The organism is Micromonospora sp. NBRC 110038, assembly GCF_020884815.1.
Lineage (GTDB): Bacteria > Actinomycetota > Actinomycetes > Mycobacteriales > Micromonosporaceae > Micromonospora > Micromonospora haikouensis.
Genome location: NZ_BBOL01000001.1, coordinates 1,566,518 through 1,582,887, shown reverse-complemented (window position 1 = coordinate 1,582,887; position 16,370 = coordinate 1,566,518). Strand labels below are relative to the sequence as shown.

The 16,370-nt window shown below is 71.1% G+C and carries 14 protein-coding genes; 4 read left to right on the top strand and 10 right to left on the bottom strand.

The window, feature by feature from the left end; all coding sequences use genetic code 11:
- Nucleotides 1-8: 8 nt before the first annotated feature.
- The 5 genes from wecB to LPU61_RS06070 all read right to left on the bottom strand — a co-directional run bounded on the left by wecB (nucleotide 9) and on the right by LPU61_RS06070 (nucleotide 5,949).
- Complete coding sequence (wecB, locus tag LPU61_RS06090) at nucleotides 9-1,142, bottom strand: non-hydrolyzing UDP-N-acetylglucosamine 2-epimerase (protein ID WP_229404372.1); 1,134 nt, start codon at nucleotides 1,140-1,142, stop codon at nucleotides 9-11.
- A gap of 50 nt (nucleotides 1,143-1,192) precedes the next feature.
- Nucleotides 1,193-2,308: an NAD-dependent epimerase/dehydratase family protein gene (locus LPU61_RS06085; protein ID WP_229404371.1), complete on the bottom strand. Its 1,116-nt coding sequence runs from the start codon at nucleotides 2,306-2,308 to the stop codon at nucleotides 1,193-1,195.
- Entirely contained in the window at nucleotides 2,305-3,345 is a 1,041-nt protein-coding gene (locus LPU61_RS06080) for an SDR family NAD(P)-dependent oxidoreductase (protein WP_043962808.1), read from the bottom strand. The genes LPU61_RS06085 and LPU61_RS06080 overlap by 4 nt, the downstream gene beginning before the upstream one ends.
- Nucleotides 3,346-3,481: 136 nt before the next feature.
- Nucleotides 3,482-5,002: a lipopolysaccharide biosynthesis protein gene (locus tag LPU61_RS06075; RefSeq protein WP_229404370.1), complete on the bottom strand. Its 1,521-nt coding sequence runs from the start codon at nucleotides 5,000-5,002 to the stop codon at nucleotides 3,482-3,484.
- A gap of 2 nt (nucleotides 5,003-5,004) precedes the next feature.
- Nucleotides 5,005-5,949, bottom strand: coding sequence for an NAD-dependent epimerase/dehydratase family protein (locus LPU61_RS06070; protein WP_043962807.1), 945 nt, complete (start codon nucleotides 5,947-5,949; stop codon nucleotides 5,005-5,007).
- A 246-nt stretch (nucleotides 5,950-6,195) separates the two neighbouring features.
- On the opposite strand from LPU61_RS06070, the gene LPU61_RS06065 reads away from it, so the two are divergent.
- Entirely contained in the window at nucleotides 6,196-6,924 is a 729-nt protein-coding gene (locus LPU61_RS06065; RefSeq protein WP_229404369.1) for a sugar transferase, read from the top strand.
- 40 nt (nucleotides 6,925-6,964) lie between these two features.
- On the opposite strand, the gene LPU61_RS06060 is transcribed toward LPU61_RS06065, so the two are convergent.
- The 3 genes from LPU61_RS06060 to glgC all read right to left on the bottom strand — a co-directional run bounded on the left by LPU61_RS06060 (nucleotide 6,965) and on the right by glgC (nucleotide 11,351).
- A complete protein-coding gene (locus tag LPU61_RS06060) occupies nucleotides 6,965-8,206 on the bottom strand; it encodes a glycosyltransferase (RefSeq protein ID WP_043962805.1) in 1,242 nt (413 codons plus the stop codon).
- A gap of 184 nt (nucleotides 8,207-8,390) precedes the next feature.
- Nucleotides 8,391-10,034 carry a phosphoglucomutase (alpha-D-glucose-1,6-bisphosphate-dependent) gene (gene pgm / locus LPU61_RS06055; protein WP_043962804.1) on the bottom strand — a complete coding sequence of 548 codons (1,644 nt, stop codon included), beginning with the start codon at nucleotides 10,032-10,034 and terminating at the stop codon, nucleotides 8,391-8,393.
- A gap of 84 nt (nucleotides 10,035-10,118) precedes the next feature.
- Nucleotides 10,119-11,351, bottom strand: coding sequence for a glucose-1-phosphate adenylyltransferase (gene glgC / locus LPU61_RS06050; RefSeq protein ID WP_043962803.1), 1,233 nt, complete (start codon nucleotides 11,349-11,351; stop codon nucleotides 10,119-10,121).
- A gap of 71 nt (nucleotides 11,352-11,422) precedes the next feature.
- Between glgC and glgA the strand changes: the two genes are divergently transcribed.
- The gene (glgA, locus tag LPU61_RS06045; RefSeq protein WP_043962802.1) at nucleotides 11,423-12,637 is read left to right on the top strand and encodes a glycogen synthase; all 1,215 of its coding nucleotides are present in this window, start codon (nucleotides 11,423-11,425) and stop codon (nucleotides 12,635-12,637) included.
- A gap of 98 nt (nucleotides 12,638-12,735) precedes the next feature.
- Here glgA and LPU61_RS06040 read toward each other — a convergent pair whose 3' ends face one another.
- Nucleotides 12,736-13,935, bottom strand: coding sequence for a helix-turn-helix domain-containing protein (locus LPU61_RS06040; protein ID WP_229404367.1), 1,200 nt, complete (start codon nucleotides 13,933-13,935; stop codon nucleotides 12,736-12,738).
- Nucleotides 13,936-13,951: 16 nt separating this feature from the next.
- Nucleotides 13,952-14,149: a hypothetical protein gene (locus tag LPU61_RS06035; RefSeq protein WP_043962800.1), complete on the bottom strand. Its 198-nt coding sequence runs from the start codon at nucleotides 14,147-14,149 to the stop codon at nucleotides 13,952-13,954.
- Between the two features lie 198 nt (nucleotides 14,150-14,347).
- Between LPU61_RS06035 and LPU61_RS06030 the strand changes: the two genes are divergently transcribed.
- Together LPU61_RS06030 and LPU61_RS06025 are read left to right on the top strand one after the other, a co-directional pair.
- On the top strand, nucleotides 14,348-14,575 hold the full coding sequence (locus LPU61_RS06030; RefSeq protein WP_043962798.1) for a winged helix-turn-helix domain-containing protein: 228 nt from the start codon (nucleotides 14,348-14,350) through the stop codon (nucleotides 14,573-14,575).
- Between the two features lie 586 nt (nucleotides 14,576-15,161).
- Nucleotides 15,162-16,313: a sulfotransferase gene (locus LPU61_RS06025; RefSeq protein WP_229404366.1), complete on the top strand. Its 1,152-nt coding sequence runs from the start codon at nucleotides 15,162-15,164 to the stop codon at nucleotides 16,311-16,313.
- Nucleotides 16,314-16,370: the final 57 nt, after the last annotated feature.

Below are 16,370 nucleotides of genomic sequence, written 5' to 3'. Positions count from 1 at the left end.
AGTCGGCGTCAGCGGGAGGCTCGCCGGATCCCCGCCCAGTCGTGGTGTCGTCGGACAGTGGACAGGATGAAGTCCACCACCCGGCGGGAGGTGTCCTCGACCCGGTAGTCCGCCGGGCACGGGACTCCGTGGGCGACCACCTGGTCGACGGTAACCCCTACCGCCTCGACCACGCCCGACGGTTCCAGCCCGGTCATGATGATGCCGCCGGCGTCGAGGGCCTCCGGGCGCTCGATCGACTCCCGCAGCGTCACCGCGGGAAAGCCGAGGATCGCGGCCTCCTCGCTGATCGTGCCGCTGTCCGACAGGGTGCACCTCGCCTGGCTCTGCAGGCGTACGTAGTCGAGAAAGCCGAACGGCTCGTGGAAGGCGATGCCGTCGAGGACGGTGTCGTCGGCGGTGACCGCCTCCAGCCGCTTTCGGGTACGCGGATGGGTGGAGACCAGCACCGGCAGCCGCCAGGAGTCCCGGACGGCGCGCAGGCAGTCCAGCAGACGACGCAACCGTGTCGGGTCGTCGACGTTCTCCTCACGGTGGGCGCTGACCACGAAGTAACCGCCCGGCGTCAGTTCCAGCCGGTCGAGAACGGGCGAGGCGTCGATGGCGGCGCGGTGGTGCTCCAGCACCTCACGCATGGGCGAGCCGGTGTGCAGGATCCGGCGGGGGTGCAGGCCCTCGGCGAGCAGGTTGCGACGAGCGTGCTCGGTGTAGACCAGGTTGAAGTCGGCGACGTGGTCGACCAGGCGTCGGTTGGTCTCCTCGGGCACGTTGAGGTCGAAGCAACGATTGCCGGCCTCCATGTGGTAGACCGGCACCCGCATCCGGCGGGCTATCAGGGCGGCGATGCAGCTGTTCGTGTCGCCCAGCACCAGGAGCGCATCGGGGCGGAACTCCTCGATCGCGGCCTCCACGCCGACCAGGACCCCCCCGAGCACCCGGCCGAGAGACGAGGTGTCCACCCGCAGGAGACGGTCGGGCTGGCGCAGCCTCAGGTCACTGAAGAACACGTCGGAAAGGGCGGGATCCCAGTTCTGCCCGGTGTGCACCAGGACGTGGTCCACGGTCTGGTCCAACCGGTCGAGCACCCGGGACAGCCGGATGATCTCCGGCCTGGTGCCCACCACCGTCATCACCCTGGTCATCAGGGCCACCTCCGTTGTTCGTGCGGCGCGCGGCGGTCCGCGGCCGGTCGTCAGGCGGAGGCAGCCGCGACCTCGGCGACCGGCTCCGGGTAGGTGTCCGGCCGAGCCGGGTCGAACAGGTCGTTGGTCCAGAAGAGCGTGAGCAGCTCGTCGTCGCCGGTGTTGGTGATGTCGTGCACCCACATCGTGGGCATGTCCACCAGGACCGGCTCGTTCCCGCTCACCGGAAAGCACACGACCTCACCATGGCCGACCCGGCGCAGTCGGATCTCGGCCCGCCCGCGCAGCACGACGAACCGTTCCACCTTGGCCAAGTGGAAGTGCTTGCCACGCGTGACGCCGGGACGGGTGGTCGAGCAGAACGTCTGCCCCCTACCGTGAGCCTTGACGGTCTCGACCAGTTCGCCGCGTCCGTCGGCCCGACGGACGAGCGGCATCGGGTAGCTCGTCGGGAACAGGTGCGACCGATAGCTGTTGAACAGCCGCACCTCGTGCCGGTCCCGCAACGGCGGGACATCCCCTCCACGGTAGGTGGCGGCGAACGAGGCTAGCCGGTCGGCGAGGGCGCGGACGCCGATCCGCAGCGCCGGCATCGAGGTGTCCCAGACACCGCTGGGTGGGGCGTCGAGCAATGCGGCAGCCGCGTCGGTGGCGTGGACGAGGTGCAACTCGCGGTCATCGCGAACCTCGGGTTGCCCGCCGTCGGCAAGCACGCGACAGAACGTGGCGGTGACCGAGTTGTAGAACGGTCGCCCGTGCTCGCCGTACAGATGCGGCAGGCGGTGGTCGACGAGCTGGCAGCCGGCGGCGGCGTCGGCCAGGATCGCCGCCGCCGCCGCCTTCGAGTCGCCGTAGGGGGTGCCGTTGCCGGCCTGCACGGAGTTCGCGAACACGAGGGTCTTCGGCGGCTGCGCGCAGCGACGCAGGCTGCGGGCGAGGGCCTCTGCCACGGCGATGTTGCCGGCCGCGACCTCGGCCGGTTCTCCCCGGTTGACGCCGGCCAGGTGCACCAGCCGATCGACTCCCGCCAGGCGGTCGGCCAACGCAGCGGGTTCGGCCAGATCGGCCCGGCCGAGCAGGATGGGTTCGGGCCAGCCGAGCGCCCGGACGAGCACCCGAGTGTGCCAGCCGAGGAAACCGAAGGCGCCGGTTATCGCCACCCTCATGGCATCAGCGCCGGCTCGCGCAGGGCCAGTTCCGCACGAACCTCCGGCAACGCGCGCAGCAACGCGATGATCTCCGGCACGGACAGCCGTCGCGCGTTGGCTGACGTGAAGTCCTTGACCGGCCGCCCGCCGAGGTCCCCCTCGGTGACGTACAGCGCGTAGTTGAGGTCCCGCGCGTCCACCGGCACTCGATAGAACTCGCCGAAGTCCTCGGCCCGGGCAAGTTCCTCGCTGCTCGCCATGGTCTCGGTGCGCTTCTCGCCGTGCCGCAGCCCGATCACGTCGTACTTGACCGGAACCTCGAACAACTGGCACAGCGCGGCAACCAGGTCCCCGATCGTGCAGGCGGCAGCCTTCCGCACGAACACGTCACCAGGGCGGGCGTGCGCGAAGGCGTGCTCCACCAACTCCACCGAGTCGGCCAGGGACATCAGGAACCGGGTCATCCCCGGGTCGGTGACGGTCGGCACCACACCGGCCTTGATCTGATCGATGAACAGTGGAATCACCGAGCCACGGGAATACATCACGTTGCCGTACCGGACGCAGGACACCACGGTGCCGCAATGCGGGTGGTTGCGGGCGTAGGCCTGGGCGACCTTCTCCATCATCGCCTTGCTCATGCCCATGGCATTGATCGGATAGACCGCCTTGTCGGTACTGAGCACCACCACCGAGCCGACGCCGTTGCGCACAGCGGCCTCGATCGCGTTGGCGCTGCCCAGAACGTTGGTACGGACCGCTTCCAGCGGAAAGAACTCACACGACGGAACCTGCTTGAGCGCAGCGGCGTGGAATACGAAGTCCACGCCACGGGCGGCACGCTCCACACTGTCAAAGTCACGCACGTCACCGACGTAGTAGCGCACCCGCCCGTCACCCAGGGCACGACGCATGAGGTCCTGCTTCGCCTCGTCCCGGCTGAACACCCGAACCTCGCCCACCCCACGGTCCAACAACCGTCGAACCATGGTCAGACCGAAGGAACCGGTCCCTCCAGTGATCAAGACGCGGCGCCCCGCTGTCGAAGTGTCCATCGCACATTCCTTGTCTTCTCCCAGCCCGGCAGTGCCGCCGTGCCACCCACACCAACGACTCGATACTCGACCAAGATACGCAAATTGGACACCTCCGGATCCTCTTCCGACGTGCCAGCCCCGCCAATACGCAGGCTCACCCCGGTGGGGGGTGGCTGCCGAGGGAACGCGGTCGCAGACGCCAGCGGTGCCGGCCCGCCCGAACTCGTCGTCCGACCCACCATCGACCTCGCCCGCCCGCTGACGAGGGAGGGTGCCGCCCCCCGTGCCGGGCGAGCGTTCGCCGGTAGCCGTACAGCCCGGCTGGCAACACCGTCAGCGCGTAGGCAACGGTGCCGACGAAGGGAACAGCGGCGAGACCGTAGGCCTTGACGGCGTACCACTTGGCCACCGTTGCGACGGCGAGATAGGCGGCCAGCCCGACCAACTGCGGGCGAACCACCCCAGCGGCGTTCTGCACCATCATCAGCGCCGAGAACGCACCGAGCAGCAGGAACCAGAGCGCGAGTCCGGCCAGCAGCCACCGGTTCCCGTCCAGCGGCACCGGCAGCCAGCGGGCGAAGATCCAGTCACCCGCCACCACCAGGCAGACCGACGGCACCACGGTCGCCAGCAAGGAGAGCAGCACCATCCGCCGCACCATCCGACGGATCCAGGCCAGGTCGCCCCGGGCCAGGGCATCGCCGTTGGCGGACCACAACGGCATGTTGATCAGCGTGACGAGCATGCCGAGCATCGCCGCCAGCCGCGCCGGCACGGCATAGGCGGTGACGCTCTGCGGCCCGAGGGAGTGCGCGATGATCAGGTTGTCCATGTTGCCGGACAGCCCGGTCAAGATGGTCACCAGGAAGAACATCCCGCTGAGACGGAGCAGCCCGGTGCTCAGCGCGCGGTCGACCGCAGCGATCCGTGGCCGCAGCTCGGCAAGCCGCCAACCATAGACCCAGATGCTGTTCGCCGCGTTGGCCAGCAAGGGCCCCGCCGTGCTGGCGACGACCACCGCGACGGGCGGCAGCCCACCTCGGGCGACCAGCAGCACCAGGGGGACCGCCAGCAGGGCACCCGCGCCCTGCCACAGGTTGCTCTCTCCCACCTGCTGGTAGGCATACTGCACCCGCACGACCAGGGCCAACGGCATGTTGAGCAGGAACGCGGTGACGCAGATCAGCACGATGTGCCTGGTCTCCGCGGAGCCCACCGCACCGGTGACGTTGAAGACCGACGTCCAGGGCACCACCCAGGCCAGCGCCCAGAGCAGGCCGCACAGCACCAGCGCCATGGTGGTCAGCACGGCGTAGGCGGTCGAGACGTACCCCCGGGCGCGCACGGTGTCGCCGTCGGCATAGCAGGCTGCCAGCTTGGTCATCAGGCCGGCACCCAGGCCCAGGTCGGCAAAGGTCGCCATCCCGGTCAGCGCGAGTACGGCCATCCACAGCCCGTAGCGCTCCGCACCCAACTCGGACAGGCAGATCGGAATGATCAATACCGGCGCCAACAGGCCCGTGCCCTTGGCGAGCCCGGCGGTGACGACGCCGGTCAGAAGGCGGCGGGTGCGGGTGGTGCCGGGGTTCCGGTCGACCGGCGGCTCGCCCTGCCCACCGTCGTCCGCGAGTGCTTCGCGCGGTGCGGTCGTCGGTGCCGCGTGCCGCGCCGCCACGGTCAGCGGGCGGCGAGCACGCGACCGGACATCCAGTCCACGGTGGCCTCCAGGCCGGCCCGCAGAGGATGGCGACGCACAGCGGGGAACAGTTCGCGCAGCCGCGCACAGTCCGCCTGGGAGTCCCGTACGTCCCCGGCGCGCGGTGGGCCGTGTACCGTCTCCAGCCGGCGGCCGAGCACCGCCTCAAGCTCAGCCACCAGGTCCAACAGGGATATCCGTTCACCGAACGCGAGGTTGACCGTGTCCGGTGTGCAGACGCGCCGGCGGATCGCGTCCACGATCACGGCGGTGACGCTGCCGACGTAGGTGAAGTCGCGGGTCTGCAGGCCGTCGCCGAAGATCTCCAGCGGGCGGCCGGCGAGCGCCGCCGAGACGAACCGGGGCACCACCGCCGCGTACGCGTGGTCGGCGGCCTGCCGGGGCCCGAAGACGTTGAAGAACCGGAACGGAAGAACCGACAGCCCATAGCAGGAGGCGTACGCGTTGGCGTACGCCTCCGTCGCCAGCTTGGAGACCGCGTACGGACTCATCGGCATCGGGCGCAGGGTCTCCCGTCGGGGCAGGACCGGATTGGCCCCGTACACCGACGACGAGGACGCGAGGATCGTCTGCGGCACAGCGTGCCGCCGCGCCGCTTCCAGCACGGTCAGGGTTCCGGTGGCATTGGCGTGATGGCTACGCAGCGGATCCGCGATGGAACGCGGAACCGAGCCGAGAGCGCCGAGGTGGACGACGACGGCGGCACCGGCCATCGCCTCGTCCAGCAGCTCCCGGTCGAGGACGGAGCCGACCAACAACCGGACGGGCAGATCACCCAGATTGTCGAGCGACCCCGTCGAGAGGTCGTCGACCGCCACGAGATCGTGAGCTTCACCCAGGACGGCCAACTCGTGCAACAGGTTGGAGCCGATGAAACCGGCACCTCCGGTCACCACGATCTTCATCGAAGACATCCCCCTCTCGGCCAGCCTTCCGGCCTGCCGAACGGCTAACGCACCAGGCCGCGTCCGGTTACTAGAAGCCACACAAAAAGCCGCAAAAGGCGACTAAGGGGTATAACAGCTCTTCGCGCATGGTAATTCACGTGGGCCCGCTTGGGTATTTTAAACGGAAAATCGGGATGAAAGCTGCGATAGCAGGTAGAACAGTCACGTAGGTTACCCAAGGCACGAACCCGGAGGCACTCCCTCGTGAGCAGTCATCGCGGCACCTCCACCCGACCCGCGCGACCGCGTCCGCTGACCGCGACGACGCCGCAGAGCACCCGCCGACCCGGGACCTTCCGGTCGCTTGAGTTCCGGCTGCGTATCAAGCGCGTCATCGACGTGTTCGCCGCGCTGCTCGGGCTCATCCTGGCCACGCCGGTCCTGGCCGTGGCTGCCGCGTTCGTCGTCCTGCACTTCGGCAAGCCGATGCTGTTCCGGCAGGAACGGACCGGCCGTCATGGACGACGCATCCAGGTCTACAAGCTGCGGACGATGTCCGACGAGCGGGACGCCGAGGGCAACCTGCTCCCGGACGGCTTCCGATGCCGGGGAGTGGGACCGGTGCTGCGCCGGCTCAGCATCGACGAACTGCCGCAGTTGTGGAACGTCCTGCGGGGGGACCTCAGCCTGGTCGGCCCTCGCCCCCTGCTACCGCGATACGACCCGTGGTACACCAACCGGGAACGGCTCCGCTTCCTGATGCCACCGGGCCTGACCGGACTCCAGCAGATCAGCGGTCGCAACACTCTCGCCTGGGCCGATCGGCTGGAGCTGGACGCCCGATACGTCGAGACGTGGTCACTGAGGGAGGACCTGCGGATCCTGCTGCGTACCGTCGGCAAGGTGGTCCGGGGCAGCGGAGTGGTCGTCGACCCCTCCGCCCACATGCTCGACCTCGACAAGGAGCGGCAGCTCGCCTGGGCATCCTCGTGACACTGCGGTGACCCAGGGACGGTCGTCCGCCGCCCCTGGGTCACCGCCGGTTGAGTGCCCCGTCTCCGACCGGTTCCCGTCGCACCGTCGTGGCCGGCCGCCGCGTTTCGTCCAGGAACGCGGACAGCGGCCCGGTGAAGTTCCGATAGTCGAAGGACGCACGCGCCTGCCGGCGCGCAGCTTCGCGCATGGCACCCCGGCGGGCCGGATCCAGCCGCGCGGCCGCAGCAAGCACCAGCCGCAACGCATCCACCGAGTCATCCCGACACACCAGGCCCTCCTGTCCGTCCCGCAGGTAGCTACCCAGATCACTGGTCAGATTCGTGATCACCGGAGTGCCGTTGGCAAGGCTCTCGCAGAACTTGGTGGGAAAGCCAGCGTGGGCATACCGGGCGTCCCGCCTGAGGATGACGCTGAAGTCGGCCTGCCGGATGATCGCGGGGATCTCCTGCTGCGACAAGCTGCCCCGCAGCCGTACGCTCGGCGGAACGGCGCGACCACCGAGGAGCCTCCGCACCTCGTCCGCCGAGGGCCCACAGAGGTTCAGGACCACGTCAACGCCGTCCTGGGATACCCGATCGACGGCCTCGATCACCCTGCCGATCAGATCCTTCCTGCCCGGAACACCGCTGTAGACCAGGTGCAGGCCTGCCGGGTCGCCGCCCTCGCGCCGGCCGGCCACCTCCAGTGCTGCCACGTCGAGGGTGGGCGGAACCCGGATCACCCGGGTGCGCCGCCGGTAGTAGTTCTCCAGGTACGAACTGATGGCGATGACCCCGTCACAGCGGGGATGGTGATACCGCATCACCAGTTCGTTACTCAGACGCGACAGCCCTAACGGCCCTCCCGGGAGATGCCACGGGTCGTACCATTCGACCACGTCGGCGATGAGCGGGACGCGGTGGTTCCGGCACCACCTCCGCACCCGCGCGGTCCGGTCAGCGCCGACGCCATACAACAGCACGTGGGAGGGTGGCGTCGGCTGGGCCGCGAGCCACCGCAGGAGCGCACGATCCGCGACCAGCGACCGCTTCGCCCGACGAAGCATGCCAGCAGATGCGGGCACCGTCCCGCCGAAGCCGACGGTCGAGATCGATCCCGGCCCGTCCGGCCCGTCCACCCGGCTCAGGTCCGGCCCTCCGGACTGGCTGGTCAGAACCACGACATGGTGGCCCCCCGTCGCCAGGGAGGCGGCGATGCCGAACACCCTCCGTGCCGCCGCGCTCCCCCATGGAAAGGGGAAGGGGGCAATGTACGCGACCCATGGGCCATTGGTCGTCATCCAGCCTCACTCCAACTGCAGCGGGTACTCGTCAGGACCCGGCGGCAACACGCGGACATCGGACGACTGGACCAACGATGATTCGGCGGAGAGGGTATGCAAGTCCCTCTCCGCCCAGCTCCCAGCAGACCCGAGCACACTGCCGTCACCCGCGCCCAGCCCTGACCGTGCCCCAGGGCGCGACTCAGGCGCGCTTGAGCACCTCCGAGACCAGCTCCTTGGCCTCCTCCTGGATCCGGGCCAGGTGCTCCGGCCCCTGGAAGGACTCGGCGTAGATCTTGTAGACGTCCTCGGTGCCCGACGGGCGGGCGGCGAACCAGCCCGACTCCGTCGTCACCTTCAGCCCGCCGATCGCCGCCCCGTTGCCCGGCGCGGCGGTCAGCGTCGCCGTGATCGGCTCGCCGGCCAGCTCCGTCGCCGTCACCTGCTCCGGGGAGAGCTTCGCCAGCACCGCCTTCTGCCGCCGGTCGGCCGGCGCGTCGATGCGGGCGTACGCGGGGGCGCCGAAGCGCCCGGCCAGCTCCGCCCAGTGCTCGCTGGGCGTCTTGCCCGTCGTCGCGATGATCTCGGCGGCGAGCAGGCAGAGCAGGATGCCGTCCTTGTCGGTGGTCCAGGTGCTGCCGTCGCGGCGCAGGAACGACGCCCCCGCGCTCTCCTCGCCGCCGAAGCCGACCGACCCGTCGAGCAGGCCCGGGACGAACCACTTGAACCCCACCGGCACCTCCAGCAGCGGCCGGCCCAGGTCGGCGGCGACCCGGTCGATCATCGAGGACGACACGAGGGTCTTGCCGACCGCCGCGTCGGGGCCCCACTCCGGCCGGGTACGGAACAGGTGCCCGATGGCCACGGCGAGGTAGTGGTTGGGGTTGAGCAGGCCCCCGTCGGGCGTGACGATGCCGTGCCGGTCGGCGTCGGCGTCGTTGCCGGTGGAGACCTGGTAGTCGGCGCGGGCGGCGATCAGCGACGCCATCGCGTTCGGCGAGGAGCAGTCCATCCGGATCTTGCCGTCGCCGTCGAGGGTCATGAACCGCCACGTCGGGTCGACCGTCGGGTTGATCACCGTGAGGTCGAGCCGGTGCCGCTGCGCGATCTCCCCCCAGTACGCGACGCTGGCCCCACCCAGCGGGTCCGCGCCGATGCGCACCCCGGCGGCCCGGACGGCGTCGAGGTCGAGCGCGGCGGGCAGGTCGTCGACGTAGTGGGCGAGGAAGTCGTACGTGCCGGTGGTGTCGGCGGCGCGGGCCCGCGCGTACGGGATGCGGTTGACCTCCTTCAGCCCGGCGGCGAGGATCGCGTTCGCGCGGTCCTGGATCCACCGGGTCACGTCGGAGTCGGCCGGGCCGCCGTGGGTCGGGTTGTACTTGAACCCGCCGTCGTCGGGCGGGTTGTGCGACGGGGTGATCACGATGCCGTCGGCGAGCCCCGAGGTGCGGCCCCGGTTGTGGGTGAGGATCGCGTGCGACACCGCCGGGGTGGGGGTGTAGCCGTCGCGGCTGTCGAGCAGCACGGTGACCCCGTTGGCGGCAAGCACCTCCAGCGCGTCGACTGCCGCCGGGGCGGACAGGGCGTGGGTGTCCCGGCCGAGGAAGAGGGGCCCGTCGAGGCCCTGCTGGCGACGGTAGTCGCACAGCGCCTGGGTGACGGCGAGGATGTGGTCGGAGTTGAACGCGTGGCGCAGGCTCGACCCCCGGTGCCCGGAGGTGCCGAAGGAGACCTGCTGCGCCGGGTCGTCCGGGTCGGGATGCTCGGCGTAGTAGGCGGTGACCAGCCGGGGCACGTCGACCAGGTCGGTGGGCTCGGCGGGCTGACCGGCGCGGGGGTGGGCCACTGCTGCAACCTCCAGGGACGCTACGGACGATGGGTCTTCCCGGCGCGGGCCGGGCTCACACGCGACAGGACAAGTGTGGGTGGTTCAGGGCTCGACCCGCTGCCCCTTGCCGATCACCACGATGCCGTTGTCGGAGACCGTGTAGCGCTGCCGGTCCTTCTCCAGGTCGACGCCGATCTCGGCCCCCTCGGGGACGATCACGTTCTTGTCGAGGATGGCCCGGCGGACCACGGCGTGCCGGCCGATGTCCACGCCCTCCATCAGCACCGAGCCGTCGACGTGCGCCCAGGAGTGCACCTTGACCTTCGGCGAGACGATCGAGTTCTCCACCAGGCTGCCGGAGATCACCGCGCCGGGCGACACCATCGAGCCGACGGCCCGGCCGACCCGCTCGCCCCACTGGTGGACGAACTTCGCCGGCGGGTACGGCGGCTGCTCGGTGTAGATGGGCCACTCGAAGTTGTAGAGGTTGAACACCGGGTGCACGTTGATCAGGTCCATGTGGGCGTCGTAGAACGAGTCGAGCGTCCCCACGTCCCGCCAGTAGCCGCGGTCGCGGTCGGTGCTGCCCGGCACCTCGTTGTCGCGGAAGTCGTAGACGTTGGCCTCGCCGCGCTCGACCAGCATCGGGATGATGCTGCCGCCCATGTCGTGCTTGCTGGTCTTGTCCTCCGCGTCCTGCTCGACGGCCTCCAGGAGCGCCTTCGTGGTGAAGACGTAGTTGCCCATCGAGGCGTAGATCTGGTCGGGGGCGTCGGGCAGGCCGACGGCGTCGGTGGGCTTCTCCCGGAACGCCCGGATCCGCCGGCCGTCGGGGCCGACCTCGATCACGCCGAACTGGTCGGCCATCGACAGCGGCTGCCGGATGCCGGCGACGGTCACCCCGGCACCGGAGGCGATGTGGTCGTCGACCATCTGCCGGGGGTCCATCCGGTAGATGTGGTCGGCGCCGAAGACGATCACGTAGTCGGGCTGCTCGTCGTGGATCAGGTTGAAGCTCTGGTAGATCGCGTCGGCGGAGCCGGCGAACCACCAGGGGCCGCGGCGCTGCTGCGCCGGCACCGGCGTGACGTAGTTGCCGAGCAGCGTCGACATCCGCCACGTCATGGTGATGTGCCGGTCCAGCGAGTGGGACTTGTACTGGGTCAGCACGACGATCTTGATGAAGCCGGCGTTGGCGAGGTTGGACAGGACGAAGTCGACCATGCGGTACATCCCGCCGAACGGGACGGCGGGCTTCGCCCGGTCCGCGGTGAGCGGCATCAGGCGCTTGCCCTCTCCACCGGCCAGGACGATCGCGAGCACCTTGTCAGCCATGCCCAGACGCTAACCATCCGCGTGCGACTTCACCACTCGTACGGACGGACTTCTGCACTAGGGTGCGGGGCATGACCGCCGCCACCCCCGCCACCGGAGCACTCCGCGTCGATCTGCTCACCCGCGAGTACCCGCCGGAGGTGTACGGCGGGGCCGGCGTGCACGTCGAGTACCTGGCCCGCGAGCTGCGCCGACTGGCCGACGTACGGGTGCACTGCTTCGGCGCGCCGCGCAGCGAGCCGGGCGTCACCGCGTACGCCGAGCCGGCCGGCCTCGCCGGCGCGAACGCCGCGCTGCGCACCATGGGCGTCGACCTGGAGATGGCCGCCGCGTGCGCCGGCACCGACGTGGTGCACAGCCACACCTGGTACGCCAACCTGGCCGGGCACACGGCGAAGCTGCTGCACGGGGTGCCGCACGTGGTCACCGCGCACAGCCTGGAGCCGCTGCGGCCATGGAAGGCCGAACAGCTCGGCGGCGGCTACGCGCTCTCCTCCTGGTGCGAGCGCACCGCGTACGAGGCGGCCGACGCGATCATCGCGGTGAGCGCGGGCATGCGCGCCGACGTGCTGGCGGCGTACCCGGCGGTGGACCCCGACCGGGTGAAGGTGGTCTACAACGGCATCGACACCGCCCAGTACGCCCCGGACCTTGGCACCGACGTGGTGGACCGGCTCGGCATCGACCCGGCCCGCCCCAGCGTCGTCTACGTCGGGCGGATCACCAAGCAGAAGGGGCTGCCGTACCTGCTGCGGGCCGCCCGGGAGCTGCCGGAGGACACGCAGCTCGTGCTGCTCGCCGGGGCCCCCGACACGGCGGAGATCGCCGCCGAGGTGGAGGGCCTCGTGACCGAGTTGCGGGCAAAGCGCTCCGGGGTGGTCTGGGTCGCGGAGATGCTGCCCAAGCACGAGGTCATCCAGGTGCTCACCCACGCCACGGTCTTCGTCTGCCCCTCGGTCTACGAGCCGATGGGCATCGTCAACCTGGAGGCGATGGCCTGCGAGACGGCGGTGGTGGCCACCGCCACCGGCGGCATCCCCGAGGTCGTCGCCGACGGCGAGACGGGGCTGCTGGTGCCCATCGAGCAGGCCGCCGACGGCTCGGGCACGCCGTTGGACCCGCAGCGCTTCGTGGCCGACCTGGCGGCGGCGATCAACCGGGTGCTGGCCGACCCGGCGAAGGCCGGCGAACTCGGCCGGGCCGGGCGGGTCCGGGCGGTCGAGCACTTCTCCTGGGACGCGATCGCCGCCCGCACCGTCGAGGTCTACCGCTCGGTCGGCGCGTAAGGAAGGGCCCCTGTTAACGCCTGCGGTAGAGAAGGGTTCCCTTCTCACCAGCCATAGCAGGGCGCGGCACGCTGGCGCAGCTCCGGGTCAGGGGCGGGTCAGGTGACGCCGAGGGTGGCGGCGAGCCGGGTCAGGGCGGCCGGGGCCGCCGCCGACCGCGCCAGGACGCCGACGAGGTCCCGGGCCGCCGGGCGGTCGTGCACCTCGCCCCGGGCGGTGCGCTCCGCGTCCAGCACCGCCCGGCCGGCGCGCAGCCCGTCGCCTGCCGAGGCGTACAGGCGGGCCACGTCCAGCAGGTACGCGGCCCGGTGCTCGGGCGGCAGCCACCGCCACCCATCGTCGGCGACCAGGCTCTCGTGGCGTACCGTCGCCGCCGTGACCTGGCCGAGCGCGGACCCGGCGACCACCCGGGCGGCCTCGACCGCCGCCCGTCCGAAGCCCCCGCCGCCGAACTCGGCGGGGTCGCCGGGCTCGGCGGACCGGGCGGCCTCCCCGGCCCGGCCGAGCAGTTCGTCGGCGGCCCGCTCGTCGCCCCGGCCGGCGGCGGCCAGGGCGGCCTGGAGCAGCAGCGTCCCGCGCACGGCCGCGCCGTCGGCGGGCGCGGCACCGGACCGGCAGGGCCCGACGCGGTGGGCGGCCACGACCGCCGCCTCCACCGCCGACCGCAGCCGGCCGCTCGCCCGCAGGGCCTGACACAGCGGTACGGTCGCGGCGGCGGCCAGCCACGGATCGGCGGCGGCCGTGGCGACGGCCAGCCCCCGGTCGGCGGCCAGCCACGCCAGCTCCCCGTGGCCGACCTTCACGAGCACCAGCGCGACCAGCCCGTACCCGGACACCAGCAGACCGTCGGCGGCCCGGCCCGGATGGGCTGCGCGCGCCTCGCGGGCGGCGTCGAGCAGGCCGGGCAGCAGGGCGAGCAGCTCCGGGTACCGGGCGTGCCGATAGCTCTGCTCCGCATGCCCCAGCCGGGCCCGCACCTGGGCCACGTCGGGCGGCCGGGCCGGGGCCGGCACGTGGTAGCGGGCGAGGGCGGCCCGGACCCCCTCCACGCCCCGCGCCACGCCCGCCGCGGCCCGGTCCGCCGGCGCGGGTCGATCCGCCAGCAGCATCTCCAGGTCGATCCGGAGCGCCTCGGCGACCTCCCGCAGGCTGGACACCCGCTCCAGCCGGCGCACCCCGCGCTCGACCTTGTCCACCCAGCTCTTGGACTTGCCGAGGCGGTCGGCGAACTGCTGCTGCGTCATGTTGCGCCGCACCCGCCAGTGGGCGACCCTGCGACCGACCGGCAGCTCGTTCACCGCCGGGCCGTCCCGCTCACCCGAGGACCCCGAGAAGCAACAGCACGAGTACGACCACCGCGATCGTCGCGCCGTAGGCGTACTGCCGCCGGCTGACCGGAGCACGGGCGGGGCGGGACGGACCGGGCACCCGGTCCCCGTCGGGTTGCGGAGGTCGGCCGTCGGGCATCGGGTGCGCCGCCGGCAGCGGCCCGTCGTGCGGGCGCTCACGCATCTGCGCCTCCTTCGGGGTTGGGTGCTGTCAGGGGGCGGGGCGCACGGGGATCGCCCCGCCCAGGTGAGAGGCACTCCGTTTGCTGACGAGAGGCTCTCATCTGCAACCTAGAGTGCAGTGAGTACAGAGTCAACCCAACATGCACAGAATGCTGTGTCGAGTGGCATGCTCGAAGGGCTGACGAGAGGTGGCCCCGCCATGCCCAGACAACCCGTATACGAGCAGGTTATCGACGATGTCACCGCGTCGATCCGAGGCGGCACACTCAAGCCCGGCGACAAGCTGCCCTCCATCACCGAACTGTGCGAGCAGTACCGCGCCAGCGCGACGCCGATCCGACTGGCCCTGCGGATCCTCGACGAGCGGGGTTGGATCGAGGTGCATCAGGGCAAGGGGTCGTTCGTGGCGCAGAGTCCTCCGGCCTAGGCAACGCGCGGGACCGGATGAATCTTGGAAGATTTCGGCCCCCCGAGGGGCCTATTTCTTCCAAGATCGCCTATTTGCGGAGCGGTTGCGGCGACGCCGACCGACTCCAGTCGGCGCTGGTCCCGTCGGGCACGGTCGTGCAGGCGCGCTTCGTACCGGGCCAGCCCGACGGACGACGCGGCGCCCCGACTCCGGCTAGGACCGGGGCACCAAGCCGTGACCAAGCGTAGCGCTGGCTCGCCCCCACCACCCGTCGGTGAGCCCCTTTGCTCTGCACCCACATACGCAACAGCTCACGCACCGCGACCGGCTCCCCTCGCCGCCCGCCGTCCACGGCTCCGCAGAACCCCTGGCAGGCCGGGTGTTGCGCCCGTGGGTGCAGAGCAAAGGGGGCGCGCGTGGTGCTGCGGGGTCAGGGGACCGTGACGGGGAGTGGAACCAGCCGAACCTTCCGGCCCCCGTTCCGCACACATCACGCAACGCAACCAGCGCGGGCAACGCGGCGGGCCAGCAGCCACGGACCCCAACCCCAGCGCTCCGCGAGGGCTTGATCGCGCACCGTGATTCCACGTAGCGTCTAACATCGATGGATACGAACGGGTCCGCGCAGGTGCTGGACATCCTCGACAAGGTCGCGCCGGCCGAGTTCGTGCCGGCCAGCCCGCACAACTTCGTCGTACGACCGGGCGGGTCGGTGCCGGCGGAGAGCCTGCTCGGCGACCCCGACGTCAGCCTGCACTGCCTCGACGACGAGCACCGCCTCGCGTACTTCGTGCAGACCCCGCCGGGGGTCGACCTGGCCGGCGGGCCGTTCCTCTACCTCGACCAGTACCGGGCCGCGCAGCGACTGGTCACGGTGCCCTACGACACCCTGCACCGGCTCGCCGACGGCCTGCCCGAACCGGCCAGGCTGGTCCTGGTCTACTCCGTCGGGCGCTGCGGTTCGACGCTGCTGAGCAGGGCGTTGGGCGAGGTGGCGGGGGTGCGCAGCTACTCCGAGCCCGACGTCTTCACGGAGATCGCGCTGCTGCGGCACGAGGACCCGGGCCGCGACGCGGAGTACGCGCGGCTGATCCGCAGCTGCGTCCGCGTCCTCGCCAACACCGGGAGCGGGGGCGCCGAGACGCTGGCGGTCAAGTTCCGGGCCAGCGGCATCCAGCTCGGCGACCTGTTCCACGAGGTGTTCCCCGACGCCCGGGGCCTGTTCCTGCACCGCGACGCGCGCCCGTGGCTGGAGTCGATGCACCAGGGCTTCACCCCGCACCTGCCCGACCCGGCGGCGCAACTGGCGTTCCTGAAGTACGTGCTGGCCCAGGCCCCGCTGATCATGCCCTTCGTCGCCCGGCACGAGCGGCAGCCGACGACGACGGAGGCGTACGTGTTGACCTGGCTGTCGGTGCTGGACCGCTACCGCGCGCTGCGCCGCGCCGGGGTGCCGCTGCTGCCGGTGGCCTACGAGGCGCTCGACGCCGACCCGAAGGCGACCCTCGCCGCCGTGCTGGCCCACTGCGGCCTGCCGGCCGACGGCGTGGACGCGGCGTACGCGACCTTCTCGGCCGACTCCCAGGAGGGCACCGTGCTGTCCCAGGCGAGCCGCCGCAGCAACCCGACGGCGGCCCTGGCCGCGGAGGACTACGCGCAGGCGCGGGCGGTCCTCGCGGAGCATCCGGTCGTCGGCCCCGACGATCCGCTCGTGCGCGGTCTGGTGGAGCCGCAAGGCGGTCCGATCGAGCCGTAGCGGGATCCGGGGAGAGCTTGCCCGCGCGCGAGACGATCTCGCACAGGTAGGTTGACA